Here is an 18,313-nt window from a genome sequence, read left to right as displayed (position 1 = left end):
GGGAAGTTACTTAGTAACTAGGTTATGGAAATCAAAGAGTATAAACAGCGTATAAATATTTCAGAAGATACATTTTCAAGTTGTAATATGAATGATGTGGCATATTTTGATATAGAAACAACAGGATTTGACAGGGAACATGACAACATAATACTTATATCTTTTGGGAGATTCTTAAGCAGGTATGACTTTGAAATGAAACAGTATTTTTCGGATGTTTTAGAAGACGAAAGAGAAGTTATATATAATTTTGGATTAGATGTAAAAAAATATAGCAGTTGGTGTTCCTATAATGGAATAGCATTTGATGAGCCTTTTATAAAGGAGAGGGCTCATCAAAGCAATATGTGTTTTGAAGCTCCTGGACATCACATAGATTTGTACAGGCTTATAAGACCCTACTATAAACAACTTGGAATGGAAAGATGTAACTTAAAGACTGTAGAAAAACACTTGGGAATAGATCGAAAAGATAAAATAGATGGTGGAATTAGTGTAGATCTGTATAAAGAATTTCTAGAAAGTAAAAATGAAAATATAAAGAAAACTATAATGCTGCATAATTATGAAGATGTTTTAAATTTACCCAAAATACATGAATTTGCTTGCAAAATTAAAAATAATAATTTGCTTGTAAGGGAAGATTGTATTACAGAGAAACAGTTAAAATATTTAAAAATACTTTTGAAAAAGAATAATATACGACTAGATATTCAATTAGAAAAAGTATCTAAAAGAGCTGCTTCTCACGTCATAGACCATCTCCTAAAAGGTGAAAGTGATTGTGATGAATTAGTAAATATAATAAATAATAGTTACTAATACTTTTAATATAAAATTAAATTTTTAAAGTATTTGTACTTTATATCGAAAAAGAATTGTATAATTAAAATAAGGAGGGATAATGGTATGATAGGAGAGATAATGCATTCTGATATTGTAAAATTGAAGAGAGAAGATAGTCTCCATAAGGCTCTAGATGTAATGTATGACCATAATATAAATGGAGCACCCGTAGTTGATGAAAACGGTAAACTAACAGGTATGATAGTAAAAGCGGATATATATAGGTTCTTAATGGAAGAAGGACATTATGATACATGTCCTGTTGACTGGGTTATGGCAAAGGATGTAGTTACAGCTAAAAGTGATGAAGATATTTTAGCTGTTGCAAAAAGGCTGAGGGAAAAGAACATAGTATCTATTCCTGTAATTGATGATGAAAATACGGTTAAGGGAATTATATCTATTGAAGATATAATGGATTATGTTATAAAAAAGTTCTGATATTTATATCAGAACTTTTTTATATTATTACAACCTTTTGTATGATAGGGACATTTTGAACCAGCACATGAGCCACAATCACATTTACCTTTGGCTTTATTTTTAATATTTTTATAAAGTATATATAAAGCTGTTACTGCAATAATTGTTGTTACTATAATTTCTAACAATTAAAACGCCTCCATTACTTAAATATCAGTGAAGCTATATTAAATACAGTAAAAGAAGATATCCATGCTAGTAAAAGTTGGTATGTTACGGAAAATACCGCGATTTTGCTTCCATATTCCTTTTTCATGGTTGCTATTGCAGATATGCAAGGGGTATATAGCAATACAAAAACTAAGAATGCATAAGCGGAAATAGGGGAAAATTGACTTTGAAGAGAGGTGACTAAATTTCCACCATATACAATACTCATAGTACTTAATACAATTTCTTTTGCAGTGATACCTGTGATAAGTGATACTGAACTTTGCCAGGTGCCAAATCCCATTGGTGAAAATATAGGACTTATTAATTTACCGATAGAAGATAGAATACTTTTATCCATGGATACCATACCAGATAAATTGAAGTTAGACAAAAACCAGATTAAAACCGACATGGAAAATATTATGGTACCTGCTTTTTTTAAGAATCCCTTAGCTTTTTCCCAAGTGTGAAATAACAAACTTTTTAATTCAGGAATATTGTATTCAGGAAGTTCTATTATAAAAGGTTCTTCGTCTTTTTTAAATAAGGTATTTTTAAAAATGAGGCCAATTAAAAAGGCTATAAAGATTCCAAGAATGTACAAAGAAAATACTACAGTAGTTTTATTTTTAGTGAAAAAAGCTGATGCAAATAGTGCATATATAGGTAACCTAGCGTTACATGACATTAAAGGTATAAGTAATGCTGTTAATTTTCTATCTTTTTCACTTTCGAGTGTTCTAGAAGTCATAATTGCAGGCACGGAACAACCAAAACCTACTATAAGTGGTATAAAAGCTTTCCCAGATAATCCCATTTTTCTCATAAGTTTGTCCATTATAAAAGCCCCTCTTGCCATGTACCCACTGTCTTCTAGAAAAGATACTCCTAAAAATAAACAGAATATAACGGGGAAAAATACAACTACAGATCCTACACCAGATAGAATGCCATCTACTAAAAGAGAACTAAACCAGTTACTTGTTCCTGCTAAGAGCATCTTTAAATCCGGTTTTAAGAAGCTTTCTAAAAAATTGTCAAAAATATCTGCAGTAGGTTGACCTACCCAGCTAAAAGTAAATTTGAAAATCAATATTAAGCATATTAAAAATATTGGATAAGCTAAAAATCTATTTAAAACTACCTTATCTATTTTTTCAGTAGTTGAAGTAATATTTTTTTTTGTTTCCTTAACACATTTGTTTAAAATATTATTTATATAGGAATAGGCTGCTTTTTCATTTTCAAGGATAAATTTGCTATTATCTGTTTCCTTTAAAAAGTTACCACTTTTAAGAATTTCAAGAAGGTTGTCTATACCTTTTCCTTTAGCTGCTACAATTGGAACCACTGTTACTCCTAGTTCTTTAGAAAGTGCTGAAAAATCTATTTTTAATCCTTTAGATTCTGCTGCATCCATCATATTCAAAACTAATATAATAGGTTTATTAAATTGTTTCAATTGAGTTGTAAGATATAGATTCCTATTTAGATTTGATGAATCTACAATATTTATTATTACGCTTGGATTTCCTGTAAGTAAAAATTCTTTGGATACTTTTTCTTCATTAGAATATGTATCCATGGCATATATTCCGGGCAAATCTACAATTTTTATAAAATTATCTACGTAACCTTCCTTTTTTTCAACGGTTACTCCAGCCCAGTTTCCAACATATTGATTTGAACCAGTTAGATGATTAAATAAAGAAGTTTTACCTACGTTTGGGTTGCCAAGTAAAGCTGCTACGATCATAATACTCCTCCCGTCTATAACTTCATTATTAATAATTTTATGCAGGGACATTTACTGATATATTTTGTGCATCTTTCTTACGTATAGCTAAATTGAAACCCCTTAAGTTTATAACTATAGGATCCCCTAAAGGAGCACAATTTTTTAATAATACTTCAGTCCCTTCTATGCATCCAAGAGCAAGAAGTCTTTTAACTAATTTTTCATTACCACTTATACTTTTTATCATTCCAATTTCACCTAATTTTAAATCGCAAATACTCATATAAAGCCACCTCCCAATTTGTTAAATATAATGAAAATCATTATCATTTCTAATATTATAATATCATATTAGAAATATACTGTCAACCGATTATTTTTTTTCGAATATTGATATTATAAGTATGTATGTTAAAATAATAAGATATATTTATGTTTTTTCAAATAATAGTTAAGGAGAATAAGGAGTATGAGTATAGCAGCTTTTTTTGATATTGATGGTACTTTATATAGAGAGGGTCTTATAACAGAGGTATTTAAAAAATTGGTAAAATATGAAGTAATACCTGGAGAAAGATGGTATAAGGAAGTTAAACCAGAATATGAAAAGTGGGATAAAAGAGAGGGAAATTATGATAATTATCTTTTAAAGATTGCTGGTATATATATTGAAGCTATAAAAGGTCTTCACAGATCTCAAATAGAATTTATAGCCAAAAATGTAGTCTCACAAAAGGGCCATAGGGTGTATTCTTATACTAGGGATATGATAAAATGGCATAAGGAGCAGGGACACAAGGTTATAACTGTATCTGGAAGTCCAGTGGAGCTTGTAAGGGAAATGGCTGTTAGATATGGATTTGACGATTATGTAGGAGCTGTGTATATTATAGATAGTAGGGATATTTATACGGGAGAAGTTGTTCCTATGTGGGATAGTGCTAGCAAGAAAAAAGCCATAGAATTATTAGTTGAAAAATATGGTATAGATTTAGCAAAAAGTTATGCATATGGGGATACTTCAGGAGATTTTGCAATGCTCAATATGGTTGGAAATCCTGTCTGTGTAAATCCAACCCGGGAACTTTTGAAAAAAATAAAAGATAATAGTGTTTTAAGCGAAAAGGCAAAAGTAATAGTAGAAAGAAAAGATATGATATACAAACTAGAAACAAAGTGCATAAATGATATATAAATTGTTTATGTTTTAAAATGAATTGGAGAAGAGTGATAAAGTGATAGAAAGACTTAATGATGTTGGTGTTGAAATGCCTATGACAGAAAGCTCACTAAAAGTAGAAAACAATAACTGTGTTTTTAAAGATTCTGTATTTTTTGATTTAGAACATTATATATATAAGAAACCAATATGTATAGGAGTATTTGGATGCTGCTTTTATGATTACAAAAATCAAATTCTAAAAGTAACTCAGTATATGATAGAAAACAGCAAAGATGTAAGAGATATACTTGATTTAGCAAGAAGTTACTTTGAAACTATGATTGAAATGGGAAAAAAATATATAGTGACTTTTTCGGGCAACAATGATTTTACAGTAATAAACTACCTTTTTGAGAAATATGGTATAGAATTTAATATAAAAGATTATTTTATAAGTATAGATTTGCAAAAAGAATATGAAAAAGAAATGCATAAATCCATAGGACTAAAAGCACTGGAAAAAGAATTTGGAATAAATAGGGAAAACGAAGTAATAAGTGGTTCAAATTTGGCTAAAACTTTTAGTAAAATAGCAAAAGATGATGAATATATAAAGAGAATGCCTGAAATGAAAAAACAAAAAATATTATTGTATAATGAGCAGGATGTGGTAAGCTTATTTGATATATATACAAAGTGGAATGATGTTTTTGTAGGCTCTGCTCAAAATATATAGAAGACTTATGCAAATATAAGATAAAATGAATTGAGGTGGCTCATTTGATGTTTACACCTATAAAGAGTACAAAGGTATATGAACATGTAATAGTGCAAATTGAAAATATGATTATGGATGGTACTTTAAAAAGGGGAGACAAACTTCCTTCTGAAAGAGAGTTAGTTGATAACTTTAAAGTTAGTAGGACTTCTATAAGGGAGGCTTTAAGGGCACTTCAAGTTATAGGACTCATAGACAGCAGGCAGGGAGAAGGAAATTTTATAAAGCAAAGCTTTGAGGATAGTTTGTTTGAACCATTGTCCATAATATTTATGCTCCAAGGTGGGAAACCTGAAGAAATAATGGAAGTTAGAAAGATTATAGAAGTGAAGACAGCAGCTATAGCTGCAGAAAAAATAAATGGCGAGCAGCTAAGTAATCTGGAGAAATTAGCAAATGCTTTCAAGACCTCTAAAGATGAGAAAGATAATGTAGAACTTGATAAACAATTTCACTATCAAATTGCCCAAGTTACTGAAAATTTTTTGATAAAAAATATTTTAAATTCAATGTCTTTTTTAATGGATTCCTTTTTAAAAGAGGCTAGAAGTAAGATATTGGTAGATGAAGGAAATCTATCAGTACTTGCAGCACAGCATATTAAAATATGTGAAGCTATTAAAAATCATGATGCTGCAATGGCTTCAGAAGAAATGAAAAAACATTTAGATTTTACAGATAAGTATATTAGAAATAATATGTAGTGATCTGATGAATGTAAAAAAAGCCTTTTGCTTAAATAAAATAGTTAACTTATTAACGTTAATAAGTTAACGGCTAATACACTATAATATGAAAATTAGGGTACAGATAAAAATTTTTATCTGTACCCTAATTTTCATGAAAACGTTACGACTACAACATAATTTAATTAATTCAATTTATTATAAGTAATGTTAACAATATAACAATTGTAGAAAAATTGAAATGATTATGCTAATATAATGTCAAAAGTGGTATTACCATAATACCAATAAGGCTTTTTCAAGGGGGATTAAAATGAACAATTATTTACTTTTTCTTATTGCACTCATACCAATTGTTTGGCTAATGGTATCGCTTGGGGCTCTAAAAATACCGGGACAAAAGACATGCCCTTTCACATTAGTTGTTACTATGATTTTAGCTATAATTGTATGGAAAATGCCAATTTTTAATGCAATTACAGCGGCACTTGAAGGTATAGCTCTTGCAATATGGCCTATTATGATTGTCATTATAGCTGCTGTTTTCACCTATAATATTACAGTTTACACTAAAAGCATGGATGTAATAAAAAAGATGATGACAGGTATTACTACAGATAAAAGAATATTAGTTCTTATATTGGCTTGGGCTTTTGGTGGATTTATGGAGGCCATAGCAGGATTTGGAACTGCTGTTGCTATACCAGCAAGTATACTTGCTGGACTTGGATTTGATCCTGTGTTTGCAGCTATTATATGTCTTATTGCAAATACAACACCTACTGCTTTTGGCGCAATAGGAATTCCGGTAACAACTCTTGCAAAAGTTGCAAATATTAGTGTAACTCAGTTAAGTTATGCAGTAGGACTGCAGCTTGTAATTCTAATTGTGATTGTTCCAGTTGTGCTTGTAATGCTTACAGGAAAAAGTGTGAAAGCCATAAAGGGATTTTGGGGAATTTCCCTTGCATCAGGAATTTCTTTCGCAGTTCCGCAGCTTCTCGCTGCAAAATATCTTGGAGCTGAGCTTCCAGCTATACTTGGATCTGTTTGCTGTATGATAGTTACAATTGCCGTAGCTAAAATATTTTATAAAGATACTGCTGATAAGCAAGCAGAAAAGGTTTCCACAAAAGAAGGAATACTTGCATGGATGCCTTTTATACTGGTATTTTTATTTGTAATATTAAGTAGTGCACTGTTCCCACCAATAAATAAGGCGTTGTCTTCCGTAAAAACTTCAGTACTTATTTATTCGGGAAAAGGAGGGGCACCTTATACATTTAACTGGCTGTCAAATCCAGGAACTTTAATTATAATCGCCACATTTATTGGTGGACTTATTCAGGGTGCTAAGATTACAGAAATAGTTGGAGTTCTGGGAAGTACCTTTAAACAGATGTACAAGTCAGCTATTACTATAATTGCCATAGTAGCTCTTGCAAAAATAATGGGCTACAGCGGGATGATAAAGTCTATATCGGTTGTTTTAGTAGCTGCAACTGGGAGATTTTATCCACTTATTGCTCCTATAATTGGTGCGCTTGGAACTTTTGTAACTGGAAGTGATACTTCAGCTAATGTACTCTTTGGAGGACTTCAGGTTGAAGTTGCTAAATCGCTTGGATTAAATCCGTACTGGCTTGCAGCGGCTAATACTGGAGGAGCAACAGCAGGAAAGATGATTTCACCTCAAAGTATAGCAGTTGCAACAGCGGCTACTGGACTTGTAGGGCAAGAAGGAAAGATACTAAATTCAACGTTAAAGTTTTGCATAGTTTATGTAATTGTTTTAGGAATTATTGCTTACTTTGCAGGACCTATATTTGGATTTAATTAAATGAATACTTACGAAAGGAGAATTTGATTATGTCTAAAGTATGTTTACCTTATAGTAAAAAGACAATTGAAATTCAAATTGATGATAAAAATTTAGTTGGAGTTTTAAGGTCAAGGGCAGAAGATTACAAACCTCAATTTGGGGAAGCTGAAATAGTTGAAAGGGCATTTGATAATCCCATTGCTTCACCTAAATTGGAGGATTTAGTAAAGGGTAAAAAAGATATGGTTATAATAACCAGCGACCATACAAGACCTGTACCAAGTAAAATAATAACACCAATACTTTTAAAAAGAATAAGAAGGGTAAATCCAGATATTGATATAAAAATTTTAATAGCAACAGGATTTCACAGGGCTACTACTAAAGAAGAACTTATAGATAAATTTGGGAAAGATATAGTTGAAAATGAAAATATAATAATACATGATTCTAGAGACGAAGAGAGCCTTGTTAAAATTGGAACACTTCCTTCTGGTGGAGATCTCATAATAAACAAAATTGCTGCTGAAACTGAACTTTTAATAGCAGAAGGTTTTATAGAATCTCACTTTTTTGCAGGATTTTCAGGAGGAAGAAAGAGCATTTTGCCTGGGATAGCTTCTGCAAAGACCATAATGGCAAACCATTGTTCTGAATTCATAGCAAGCCCTTATGCAAGGACAGGTAAGCTTAACAATAATCCTATACACAGGGACATGTTATATGCTGCAAAAAAAGCGAAGCTTGCATTTATAGTAAATGTAGTTATAGATGAAGATAAGAAAATAATAAATGCTTTTGCAGGAGACAGCAGGATTGCCCATGAAGAGGGATGTAAATTTGTGATGGACTTATCTAAAGTTGACAAAGTCCAAGCTGATATTGCCATTTCGACAAATGGAGGATATCCACTGGATCAAAATATATATCAGTCAGTTAAAGGCATGACTGCAGCTGAAGCTACTTGCAAAGAAGGCGGTGTAATAATAATGGTAGCTGCATGTGATGATGGTCATGGCGGTGAAGGATTCTATAATAATTTGGCAAATGTAAATTCTCCAAAGGAGTTTTTAGAGAAAGTTTCTAAAGTGCCTAGAGGAGAAACAGTACCAGACCAATGGGAATCTCAAATACTTGCAAGAATACTAAGTACACATACTGTAATAATGGTCACAGATATGTGTGATCCTGAAATTATAAAAAATATTCATATGCAGCACGCTTTAACTATTTCTGAAGCTTTAACTAGGGCATATGACATTATGGGAAAAGATGCTAAGGTAGCAGTTATTCCTGATGGAGTTTCAGTTATTGTAAGTTAATTTATAAATTCATATAAAAATTTTGGAGGTAACTTAAATGGATATATTAGTATGTATAAAACAGGTACCAGGAACTTCTAAAGTTGAAGTTGATCCTGTAACTGGTGTTTTAAAAAGAGAAGGTATAGATTCCAAAATGAATCCTTATGATCTGTATGCACTTGAAACTGCACTTAGGATCAAAGAAGAAAAAGGAGGAACAGTAAAAGTTATAAGTATGGGACCTCCCCAGGCTGCTGACGTTATAAAAGAAGCTTATATGATGGGTGCAGATGAAGGTGTGCTGCTTTCAGACAGAAAATTTGCAGGAGCTGATGTACTTGCAACTTCTTATACTATTGCTCAGGGAATAAAAAAAATGGGACATATAGATTTAATATTATGTGGAAAGCAGACTACAGATGGAGATACTGCACAAGTTGGACCTGAAATGGCTGAATACTTGCAAATACCACATATAGCTAATGCACTTAGTATAGAAAAGGTTGAAGAAAAGTCCATGGTAGTGAAAATGGATATGCCAAATACAGTTGAAGTAGCTGAAATAAAATATCCTTGTCTTTTAACAGTGGAAAAAGATATATTTCAGCCTAGACTTCCATCTTATAAAAAGAAACTTGAAACCAAAGATAGAGAAGTAAAAGTATTTGGGTACAAGGATTTTGAAGATAAGGATGAAAATAAATATGGATTAAATGGATCTGCAACCCAGGTAGAAAGAATATTCCCACCAGAAGTGAATAATGATAAAGAAATGTGGAAGGGAAATGGAATTGAACTTGCAGATAGACTTTCAAAAAAGCTTAAAGAACTTAAATTTATCTGATGGCTACCTACTGTAACACTCCCACTTTTATCAAAGAGGGAGCTAACAGTATCTACGCCCCTAGATAATTCAGCTAAACTTAGTGGGAGAAACAAAACTCTAAAGAGAAAGCGACTATCACCAAATCAAAGATTTGGGATATCTGCTTTTTCCACTAAGTAAGATTCATTGATAGATTAAAGTTTCAAGGAGGAATTGATATGGGTAAATTAATAATAAATGAAAATAAGCTTACTCCTTCAATTATAGAAGAATTGATTGGAATATGTCCATTTGGAGCAATGGAAAATAAGGATGGAAAATTGGAAATAAGTGCTGCTTGTAAAATGTGCAAGATGTGTGTGAAAAAAGGACCTTGTGGGGTAGTTGAATTTATAGAAGATGAAATTAAGCAAATAGATAAAAGTTTGTGGAAGGGAATAGCTGTATATGTAGATCATGTAGAAGGAAATATACACCCTGTAACCTATGAACTTATTGGAAAATCAAGGGAGCTTGCAGCTAAAATAAAACATCCTGTTTATGCAGTTTTTGTTGGATGCAATATAAAAGACAAAGCAGAAGAATTGCTGCATTATGGTGTAGATGAAGTATTTGTATATGATTATAATGAGCTTAAAGATTTTAGAATAGAGCCTTATACTGCAGCTCTTGAAGATTTTATAAACAAAGTAAAACCTTCGACATTTTTAGTTGGTGCAACTACAGTTGGAAGGTCACTGGCACCTAGAATAGCAGCTAGATTTAGAACTGGACTTACAGCTGACTGTACTGTACTTGACATGAAGGAAAATACAGATCTGGTTCAAATAAGACCTGCATTTGGAGGAAATATAATGGCTCAAATATTGAACCCAAATAACAGACCACAACTTGCCACTGTTAGATACAAGGTTATGAATGCACCTGATAGGTCAGAAAAAATATCGGGTAAAATAACTGTACAATCTATGGATAAAAATAAACTTAAATCAGATATAGAAGTATTAAAAATAATCAAGAAGAAAATTGAAGAGGAAATATCTGAAGCTGATGTAATAGTTGCGGCAGGAAGAGGAATTAAATCCGAGAAGGATATGGAACTTATAAAAGAACTTGCTAATTTAGTTGGAGGACAAGTTGCTTGCACAAGACCTCTTATAGAATCAGGATGGTTAGATGCAAAGAGACAGATTGGTCTTAGTGGAAGAACAGTTAAACCAAAACTTATAATAACTTGTGGTATATCTGGTGCTATACAGTTTGTAGCAGGAATGAACAATTCAGATCTAATTGTTGCAATAAACAAAGATCCGAAAGCTCCTATATTTAATGTAGCAAACATAGGTATTGTAGGAGACATATATGAAATTGTACCTAAACTTATAGAAAATATAAAGTCTGGTAAAAATTTGTGCAAAGCAATCTAAGGCATATTTTAGTTTGGAGGAAATGATATGGAAAAGTGTATTGAAAAGTATAAAAAATTGGACAATACTGATATAGATTTTTTAATAGATTTACTTGGAAAAGATAGAGTTTTTGTGGGGGAAGACATAAACGCAGATTACAGCCATGATGAGTTAGGAGGTGTAAGTAAATATCCTGATGCAATGGTAGAAGTACTGAATGCACAAGAAGTATCAAAGATAATGGCCTATGCATATAAAAACAACATTCCAGTAGTGGCAAGAGGGTCAGGCACCGGTCTTGTTGGTTCATCTGTTCCAATAGAAGGTGGAATAATGATAAATTTAACAAAGATGAACAATATACTTGAATTGGATGAAGATAATCTTACATTGACACTAGAACCTGGAGTACTTCTAATGGATATAGGCAAATTTGTAGAAAGCCATGATTTATTTTACCCACCAGATCCTGGTGAAAAATCTGCAACAATCGGTGGAAATGTAAGTACTAATGCAGGAGGAATGAGAGCTGTTAAGTATGGAGTTACAAGGGATTATGTAAGAGGACTTGAAGTAGTTCTTCCTAATGGTAAAATATTAGAGTTTGGTGGGAAAATTGTAAAAAATAGCTCCGGTTATAGCATAAAGGATTTGATATGCGGTTCAGAAGGTACTCTTGGAATAATTACAAAGATAATACTAAAACTAGTGCCACTTCCTAAAAAATCAATAAGCCTTCTTATACCATTCCCTGACTTAAATAGGGCTATAAGCACGGTACCTAAAATAATAAAGTCAAAAGCTGTACCTACTGCTATAGAATTTATGCAAAGAGAAGTAATACTTGCAGCAGAAGAATTTTTAGGCAAGAAATTCCCGGATAACTCTTCGGATGCCTATTTACTCCTTACATTTGATGGAAATAGCAAAGAGCAAATAGAAGGAGATTATGAAAAGGTAGCAGATATATGCTTAAAAGAAGGTGCGCTGGACGTATATATTACAGATACTGATGAAAGAAAGGAATCCGTTTGGTCTGCAAGAGGTGCTTTCCTTGAAGCTGTTAAGGCGACTACTACGGAGATGGATGAATGTGACGTTGTAGTACCTAGAAATAGAGTAGCGGAATTTGTTAAGTACACAAATGACGTTCAAGACAAATTTAATATTAGAATAAGAAGTTTTGGACACGCAGGTGATGGGAATTTACACGTTTATATTTTAAAAGATGACTTATCAGAGGGTGAGTGGCATAAAAGATTAAGCGGTGTATTTGATTGTCTGTACAAAAAATCTGAAGAACTGGAAGGTGCAGTTTCAGGAGAACATGGAATAGGATATGCTAAAAAGAAATATATAAAAAGACAATATGGAGAAGATTATATTGAACTTATGAGAAATATAAAACTTGCATTTGATCCTAAAAATATACTAAATCCAGATAAAGTATGTGAATAGTTAGAGGGAATCTCTAAAGAGAATTTGACATATGCAGTGGGATATATGCTGCCAATTTTAACACCGTTAAAACTTATGAAAAAGTTTTTTAAATGTGTTTTCAATTTTGGCAGTATATTTTTGTATAAGTTTAAATTGCATTTCTTACACCTTTTTGTTTTTATATCTAAGGATACTTAATATAAAAAAGGCTAATCCTATAATAGTATAAGTATAACAAGAAAGGTATGAGTTTATGGATGGAATTGATTTAATGATTGAGGAACATAAAAACATAAAAAGGATGTTAGTGGTTATTAGAAAAGCATGTTTAGGTATTATGAACGGAAAAGGAATTGATTACGGAGATTTTGAAAAGATAATTGACTTTGTAAGAAATTATGCAGATAAAAATCATCATGAGAAGGAAGAAAAAATCTTATTCAATAGAATGATAGATGAGATTGGAGGAGCAGCTGAGAAATTAGTTAAGTTTGGAATGCTTGTTGAACATGACTTTGGAAGACTATATATTAAGGAGCTTGAGGAAGGAATTGCTAGGGTTAAGGCCGGTAACAATGAGGCCAAACTTGACATAATTGCTAATGCTATATCTTATACGCATTTATTGACTAGGCATATAGATAGGGAAGACAATGTTGTTTATTCTTTTGCCAAGAGAGAACTTTGTGAAGAAACATTAAATAAAGTCAATATAGAATGCGATAAATTCGAAGAAAAAATGTATAGAGATGGTGTTCAGACTAAGTATATTCGGATATTAGAATTGCTTGAACAAAAGTACAAATAAGATCTAATTACTTATAAAAATTAACTGTAGTTTTATTAACCATGTCTAAAAAGGCAAGAAAATGGTCATTGAGGAGTTTTATGTTGAAATACATGAATACATCTCATCTTTGTTTACGATGCTGAGAAAAATCTATCATAAGAATTAAAATATGTGTGAAAAAGTATGCTAAAATTGCTTAATTAGCGTGCTTTTTTTACTTTCAATCAGTTATAACTTATTTATGATATAATAAAAAGATTGAAAAATTTAAATTTATAGGGAGAAGTTATGTTAACTGAAGATGCATTGTTACAAATATTTAATGAACAAACTACAGGTGAAAATTATTTAAAAGGTCACAGAGTTCTAGACAATGATCTAGTGTCCTCCATAGATATAATAGATGAAGACAAATTAATTTGTATAGAGGGAAATGTGATTTCAGAAAATCTTTTTAACGAATACAATACTAAGATTGAAATGGATACGAGTAATAAAAGCATTTTTTCTACATATTGCAGTTGCCAGGATTATGAAAAAAATGAATTTAAAAAAACAAACTACTGCTGTAAACATCTCACAGCAACTTTTTATAAGGCTCTAGGGGATTTAGTTCAGCATGAAGCTTTAAAAGATGATGATATAAATAGTATATTTAAAAATAAAAGTAATGTTTTATCCTTGCTTTTAGGAGATGAAAAAGATAGGGAAGAATTAAAAATAGAGGTTTATATAAATAAAAACCAATGGAATGGTAATATAACAGCTGAATTTAAAATAGGAGTGAAATCCACAAGTTCAAGTAACCTCTATGTTTTAAAAGATATAAATCATTTTTTTACATGCTATTATAATAATGTTCCTATAAAATATAGTAAAAATTTTACCTTTGATATAAAAAAGCAAAAGTTGTCCACTAAGGATAAGAGACTCATTTCCTTTATAGAAACTTTGAAGGAAATGGAAAAAGATTATAAATATTTTCGTAAAAAAGGTGACGAATGTGTAAGTGGAAAGTACATTATCATTCCTAAGTATTTAGTTAGAGAATTTTTTGAAGTTATAAAAAAACATAGAATATATTTAAATGAAGGATTTTTTTCTAGACCTATAGAAACAGAAATCCTATTTGAAAATCCAGCTGTGGAGTTTGACTTGAAAACTATAAAAGACAATTATGTTCTAAAATCTTTATCGGGTATGCCAGAGTCTCTTAGCTCTAAAAATGATGTCTTCTTATATGGCTCTACTATATATCTGCCAGACTATGAATTCTGCTATAAAATAAATCCTTATTTGAAGGTATTTAATGAAGCTAGAGTAGTAACTATAGATAAAGCTCAGGAAGATACTGTATTAAAAAAACTCATTCCTAATCTCAATTTTTTATCAGATAGAGTTACTTTGTCAAAGACTATAAGAAATAAGGTAGTAATTGATAAGTGTAAGTTTAACTTTTATTTTAACAAGGAAAGTAAGGATATTACACTTGTTCTAAAAGTTAAATATGGACAATTTGAATTTAATATTTTTGAAGATTGTGATGAAAAGATTATATATAGAGAATCTAAAAGGGAATCTCAAGTTATTGGAATTCTCATGTCACTAGGATTTGAAGAGGTAAATGGAAAGTTTTACTTCCTTATGGGTGACGATTATATTTTCAATTTTTTTAAAAATGAAGTATTTAAACTTCAAGAAATAGGAGAAGTTTACTATTCGGAAAATTTTAAAGGCATAAAATCCATAGAGAGTAAGGGTATAAATGGTGATATCAAAACAGGTAAATATAATTATTTTGAAATGGATTTCAAAATAGGAAATATAGATCCAAGGGAAACTACAGGTATATTAAAAGCCTTTAGAGATAACTTGAAATATTACAAGCTGAAAAGCGGAGAATATCTTGACCTTGAAGAATTAGAACTTAAAAGGTTTTTAAAACTTTTAGATGCAGTTTCCTATAATAATATAGAGGATAATAATATAATGATAGATACGAATAAGGCTATCTTTATTGATGGATATTTGGAAGATAACAATATTACATATATAAAGGGAAAAAAAGAACTAAATAGAATAAGAAATAAATTTAAAAATGTAGACAAATTGGAATTTGAAGTCCCAAAAGAATTAAATGCTTCCTTGAGGGAATATCAAAAAGTAGGGTATAAGTGGTTAAAAAATTTAGATTATTTTGGATTCGGTGGAATTCTAGGAGATGAAATGGGACTTGGAAAAACACTGCAAACTATTACTTTTATACTTTCTAGCCAAGGAAGCAAGTCTTTAATTATAGTACCCACATCCTTGGTTTACAATTGGATAGATGAATTTGAAAAGTTTGCGCCTACTTTAAAAGTATTACCTGTTGTAGGGACAAAAGAAGAAAGAGAAACAGATGCTTTTCATATGGAAAACTACGATGTTATTATAACTACATATAACCTTTTAAAAAGGGATTTGAAAATGTACTCTGAAAGAGAATTTGATTACTGTATATTAGATGAAGCACAATATATAAAAAATCCAAATGCTCAGAATACAAAGGCAGCAAAACAAATAAAAGCAAAGACACGGTTTGCTTTATCTGGAACCCCTATGGAAAACTCTCTTATGGAACTTTGGTCTATATTTGATTTTATAATGCCAGGTTATCTATATGATAAAAATAGATTTAGCGTAAGATACTATAAAAAGCTTAAAGAAAGTCCTGAGGTAATTGAAGAGTTAAATAGACTAATAGCTCCTTTTATACTTAGACGTAAGAAAAAGGATGTTATAGTGGAATTACCTGATAAAATAGAAAAGACACTTATGGTTACTTTAGATGATAAGCAGAAAAAGGTTTATAAAACTTACGCAGATCATGCAGTTGACCTCATTGAAAAAAAAGTAAAAGAAGATGAATTTAAGAATAGTAAAATAGAGATACTTTCTTATATAACGAAACTTAGGCAATTATGTTTAGATCCTAGTATATTAATAAATAATTACAGCGGCGGCAATGGAAAAATGGATGCGCTAGTAGAACTTCTTCATAAAAGCATAGCACAAGGACATAGAATACTTGTTTTTTCTCAATTTACATCTGTGCTTAAAAATATAGGGGAAAAAATTTCTGGAGAGAAAATCCCATTTAGTTATTTAGACGGTACTATAAAATTAGAAGAAAGAATAAACATAGTAAAAAAATTTAACAAAGGTAAAAATTCAGTGTTTTTAATAAGCTTAAAAGCTGGAGGAACAGGATTAAATTTAACTTCAGCAGATGTGGTAATTCATTTTGATCCCTGGTGGAATACAGCGGTAGAAGAACAGGCTGCAGACAGGACTCATAGAATAGGGCAAAAAAATGTAGTGGAAGTTATAAAAATTATAGCTAAAGGTACAATTGAAGAGAAGATAGTACTTCTTCAAAATGAGAAGAAAAAGCTTATAGAAAAATTAATGGAAAATAAATTGGTGTCAGGTGAAAATTTAAAGAGTTTTACTGAAGAGGATATACTTGGATTATTTCAAAATAGATAAACAAAGTCATTGGCATAAGATAAATTTCTGTATAGTAACCTTAAAAAATGCATATTTATAATTAAATGAAATTTAGGACAAAGTACTTAATACATTGATAATGTTTGCTTTATATGGAGCTTACTAAAAAAAATATATTTATTTTTATAAAAAATATTGCATATTTATTTATAAAGTCATATAATAACTACATATTTATAAAGTTATATTACTTTTTACATGGAATTAGAAGGGGGCAAATTATATTGGTACAAGTAGGAATTATTGGAGGAACTGGCTATGTAGGTGCAGAGCTATTAAGACTTTTATCAAATCATAATAAAGTGAAAATATCTGCTGTATCTTCTACCAGTTATAGTGGAAAAACTATTTCTAGTATATATCCAAATTTTTATGGAATAAATGAAATTGTATATGGAAATGAAGATGAAGTTATAGAAAAAAGTGACCTTATTTTTTTAGGTCTCCCAAGTGGATTAAGTGAAAGCATTGTGGAAAAGGCAGTGAAAAAAAATAAAATATGTATAGATATGGGAGCGGATTTTAGATTTAAAAGTGAAACTGCATATAAAAAATGGTATAAAAAAGATTTTGAAATAATGGATTTACACAAGAAGTCCGTATATGGGCTTCCTGAGTTAAATAGAAAATATATAAAAGAAGCAAAAATTATAGGTAACCCAGGGTGCTATGCTACATCTGTTGAACTTGCTCTCCTTCCACTTATTTCAGGTGGCTTTATAGAGGAAAAAGGAATAATTGCAGATTGTAAATCAGGGGTAACAGGTTCAGGAAGATCATTAAAGGAAGGAAGCCATTTTGTAAATTGCAATGAAAGTTTTAGTGCTTATAAAGTAGCAAATCACAGGCATACTCCTGAAATAGAAGAAAATTTAAGCAGCGTATCAAAAAAAGATGTTAAATTAACTTTTATTCCTCATTTAATTCCTATAAATAGGGGAATATTGTCTACAGTATATACAACTCCTAAGGATAAAATAGATATGGAAAAATTACATGAAGATTATTGTAAATTTTATAAGGCAGAGCCTTTTGTAAAAGTACTTCCACTAGGAGAAGTAGCAAAAATAAATAATGTTAGACTTTCAAATTATTGTCACATTTCTCTTCACTATGATGAAGAAAACAATAAACTTGTAATAATATCATGTTTGGACAATATGGTAAAGGGTTCTGCAGGTCAAGGAATTCAAAATATGAATATTGTACTGGGGTTTGATGAAAAGGAAGGACTTAATGCTGTTCCAGCTATTTTTTAATCAAAGGCACATTTAAAAAATAACTAGCCACAATGCTAGCCTATTTTGAATCTTTGAATTGTTAT

Annotated in this window: 16 protein-coding genes; 13 read left to right on the top strand and 3 right to left on the bottom strand. The window is 30.8% G+C overall.

Annotated elements, in window-relative coordinates:
- Positions 1-24: 24 nt before the first annotated feature.
- Positions 25-822: a ribonuclease H-like domain-containing protein gene (locus CLAU_RS01210; protein WP_013238819.1), complete on the top strand. Its 798-nt coding sequence runs from the start codon at positions 25-27 to the stop codon at positions 820-822.
- 87 nt (positions 823-909) lie between these two features.
- A complete protein-coding gene (locus CLAU_RS01205; protein WP_013238818.1) occupies positions 910-1,287 on the top strand; it encodes a CBS domain-containing protein in 378 nt (125 codons plus the stop codon).
- An 8-nt stretch (positions 1,288-1,295) separates the two neighbouring features.
- Here the strand turns inward: CLAU_RS01205 and CLAU_RS19835 are convergent, their stop codons facing one another.
- From CLAU_RS19835 to CLAU_RS01195, 3 genes are read right to left on the bottom strand one after another with little or no spacing between them, the layout of a single operon-like run.
- Positions 1,296-1,457, bottom strand: coding sequence for a FeoB-associated Cys-rich membrane protein (locus tag CLAU_RS19835; RefSeq protein WP_013238817.1), 162 nt, complete (start codon positions 1,455-1,457; stop codon positions 1,296-1,298).
- 14 nt (positions 1,458-1,471) lie between these two features.
- The gene (gene feoB / locus CLAU_RS01200) at positions 1,472-3,238 is read right to left on the bottom strand and encodes a ferrous iron transport protein B (protein WP_023161731.1); all 1,767 of its coding nucleotides are present in this window, start codon (positions 3,236-3,238) and stop codon (positions 1,472-1,474) included.
- A gap of 37 nt (positions 3,239-3,275) precedes the next feature.
- Positions 3,276-3,503, bottom strand: coding sequence for a FeoA family protein (locus tag CLAU_RS01195; protein WP_013238815.1), 228 nt, complete (start codon positions 3,501-3,503; stop codon positions 3,276-3,278).
- Positions 3,504-3,689: 186 nt separating this feature from the next.
- Here CLAU_RS01195 and CLAU_RS01190 point away from each other — a divergent pair, with 186 nt between their 5' ends.
- From CLAU_RS01190 to argC, 11 genes are all read left to right on the top strand, one after another.
- Complete coding sequence (locus CLAU_RS01190; protein ID WP_013238814.1) at positions 3,690-4,415, top strand: HAD-IB family hydrolase; 726 nt, start codon at positions 3,690-3,692, stop codon at positions 4,413-4,415.
- 73 nt (positions 4,416-4,488) lie between these two features.
- On the top strand, positions 4,489-5,118 hold the full coding sequence (locus CLAU_RS01185) for a ribonuclease H-like domain-containing protein (RefSeq protein ID WP_029702392.1): 630 nt from the start codon (positions 4,489-4,491) through the stop codon (positions 5,116-5,118).
- 47 nt (positions 5,119-5,165) lie between these two features.
- Positions 5,166-5,864, top strand: coding sequence for a FadR/GntR family transcriptional regulator (locus CLAU_RS01180; protein WP_023161730.1), 699 nt, complete (start codon positions 5,166-5,168; stop codon positions 5,862-5,864).
- Positions 5,865-6,159: 295 nt separating this feature from the next.
- Positions 6,160-7,686 (top strand): L-lactate permease, encoded by a 1,527-nt coding sequence (locus CLAU_RS01175; protein WP_013238811.1) that lies wholly within the window; start codon positions 6,160-6,162, stop codon positions 7,684-7,686.
- 29 nt (positions 7,687-7,715) lie between these two features.
- Positions 7,716-8,990 carry a nickel-dependent lactate racemase gene (gene larA, locus CLAU_RS01170; protein WP_013238810.1) on the top strand — a complete coding sequence of 425 codons (1,275 nt, stop codon included), beginning with the start codon at positions 7,716-7,718 and terminating at the stop codon, positions 8,988-8,990.
- 37 nt (positions 8,991-9,027) lie between these two features.
- Positions 9,028-9,816, top strand: a complete 789-nt coding sequence (locus CLAU_RS01165; protein WP_013238809.1) for an electron transfer flavoprotein subunit beta/FixA family protein — start codon at positions 9,028-9,030, stop codon at positions 9,814-9,816.
- A gap of 200 nt (positions 9,817-10,016) precedes the next feature.
- Positions 10,017-11,225 (top strand): electron transfer flavoprotein subunit alpha/FixB family protein, encoded by a 1,209-nt coding sequence (locus CLAU_RS01160; RefSeq protein WP_013238808.1) that lies wholly within the window; start codon positions 10,017-10,019, stop codon positions 11,223-11,225.
- Between the two features lie 27 nt (positions 11,226-11,252).
- Positions 11,253-12,665 carry an FAD-binding oxidoreductase gene (locus tag CLAU_RS01155; RefSeq protein WP_013238807.1) on the top strand — a complete coding sequence of 471 codons (1,413 nt, stop codon included), beginning with the start codon at positions 11,253-11,255 and terminating at the stop codon, positions 12,663-12,665.
- A gap of 235 nt (positions 12,666-12,900) precedes the next feature.
- Positions 12,901-13,455, top strand: a complete 555-nt coding sequence (locus CLAU_RS01150; RefSeq protein ID WP_013238806.1) for a hemerythrin domain-containing protein — start codon at positions 12,901-12,903, stop codon at positions 13,453-13,455.
- Between the two features lie 270 nt (positions 13,456-13,725).
- Entirely contained in the window at positions 13,726-16,968 is a 3,243-nt protein-coding gene (locus CLAU_RS01145; RefSeq protein WP_013238805.1) for a DEAD/DEAH box helicase, read from the top strand.
- Positions 16,969-17,213: 245 nt separating this feature from the next.
- Positions 17,214-18,248, top strand: a complete 1,035-nt coding sequence (gene argC, locus CLAU_RS01140; RefSeq protein WP_013238804.1) for an N-acetyl-gamma-glutamyl-phosphate reductase — start codon at positions 17,214-17,216, stop codon at positions 18,246-18,248.
- Positions 18,249-18,313 lie beyond the last annotated feature (65 nt).

The sequence above is a fragment of the Clostridium autoethanogenum DSM 10061 genome, from assembly GCF_001484725.1.
GTDB classification, from domain to species: Bacteria; Bacillota; Clostridia; order Clostridiales; family Clostridiaceae; genus Clostridium_B; species Clostridium_B ljungdahlii.
Note: the sequence above shows the minus strand (reverse complement) of the source record. Positions and strands in the feature narration are given on the sequence as shown.

What these genes read in the sequence shown, in the direction of transcription:
- larA (WP_013238810.1), top strand. Translation starts at nt 7,716, where the DNA reads ATGTCTAAAGTATGTTTACCTTATAGTAAAAAGACAATTGAAATTCAA.
- CLAU_RS01190 (WP_013238814.1), top strand. Translation starts at nt 3,690, where the DNA reads ATGAGTATAGCAGCTTTTTTTGATATTGATGGTACTTTATATAGAGAG.
- CLAU_RS01155 (WP_013238807.1), top strand. Translation starts at nt 11,253, where the DNA reads ATGGAAAAGTGTATTGAAAAGTATAAAAAATTGGACAATACTGATATA.
- CLAU_RS01160 (WP_013238808.1), top strand. Translation starts at nt 10,017, where the DNA reads ATGGGTAAATTAATAATAAATGAAAATAAGCTTACTCCTTCAATTATA.
- CLAU_RS01145 (WP_013238805.1), top strand. Translation starts at nt 13,726, where the DNA reads ATGTTAACTGAAGATGCATTGTTACAAATATTTAATGAACAAACTACA.
- CLAU_RS01195 (WP_013238815.1), bottom strand. Translation starts at nt 3,503, where the DNA reads ATGAGTATTTGCGATTTAAAATTAGGTGAAATTGGAATGATAAAAAGT.
- CLAU_RS01205 (WP_013238818.1), top strand. Translation starts at nt 910, where the DNA reads ATGATAGGAGAGATAATGCATTCTGATATTGTAAAATTGAAGAGAGAA.
- CLAU_RS01150 (WP_013238806.1), top strand. Translation starts at nt 12,901, where the DNA reads ATGGATGGAATTGATTTAATGATTGAGGAACATAAAAACATAAAAAGG.
- CLAU_RS01210 (WP_013238819.1), top strand. Translation starts at nt 25, where the DNA reads ATGGAAATCAAAGAGTATAAACAGCGTATAAATATTTCAGAAGATACA.
- CLAU_RS01175 (WP_013238811.1), top strand. Translation starts at nt 6,160, where the DNA reads ATGAACAATTATTTACTTTTTCTTATTGCACTCATACCAATTGTTTGG.
- CLAU_RS01185 (WP_029702392.1), top strand. Translation starts at nt 4,489, where the DNA reads ATGCCTATGACAGAAAGCTCACTAAAAGTAGAAAACAATAACTGTGTT.
- CLAU_RS01180 (WP_023161730.1), top strand. Translation starts at nt 5,166, where the DNA reads ATGTTTACACCTATAAAGAGTACAAAGGTATATGAACATGTAATAGTG.
- feoB (WP_023161731.1), bottom strand. Translation starts at nt 3,238, where the DNA reads ATGATCGTAGCAGCTTTACTTGGCAACCCAAACGTAGGTAAAACTTCT.
- CLAU_RS01165 (WP_013238809.1), top strand. Translation starts at nt 9,028, where the DNA reads ATGGATATATTAGTATGTATAAAACAGGTACCAGGAACTTCTAAAGTT.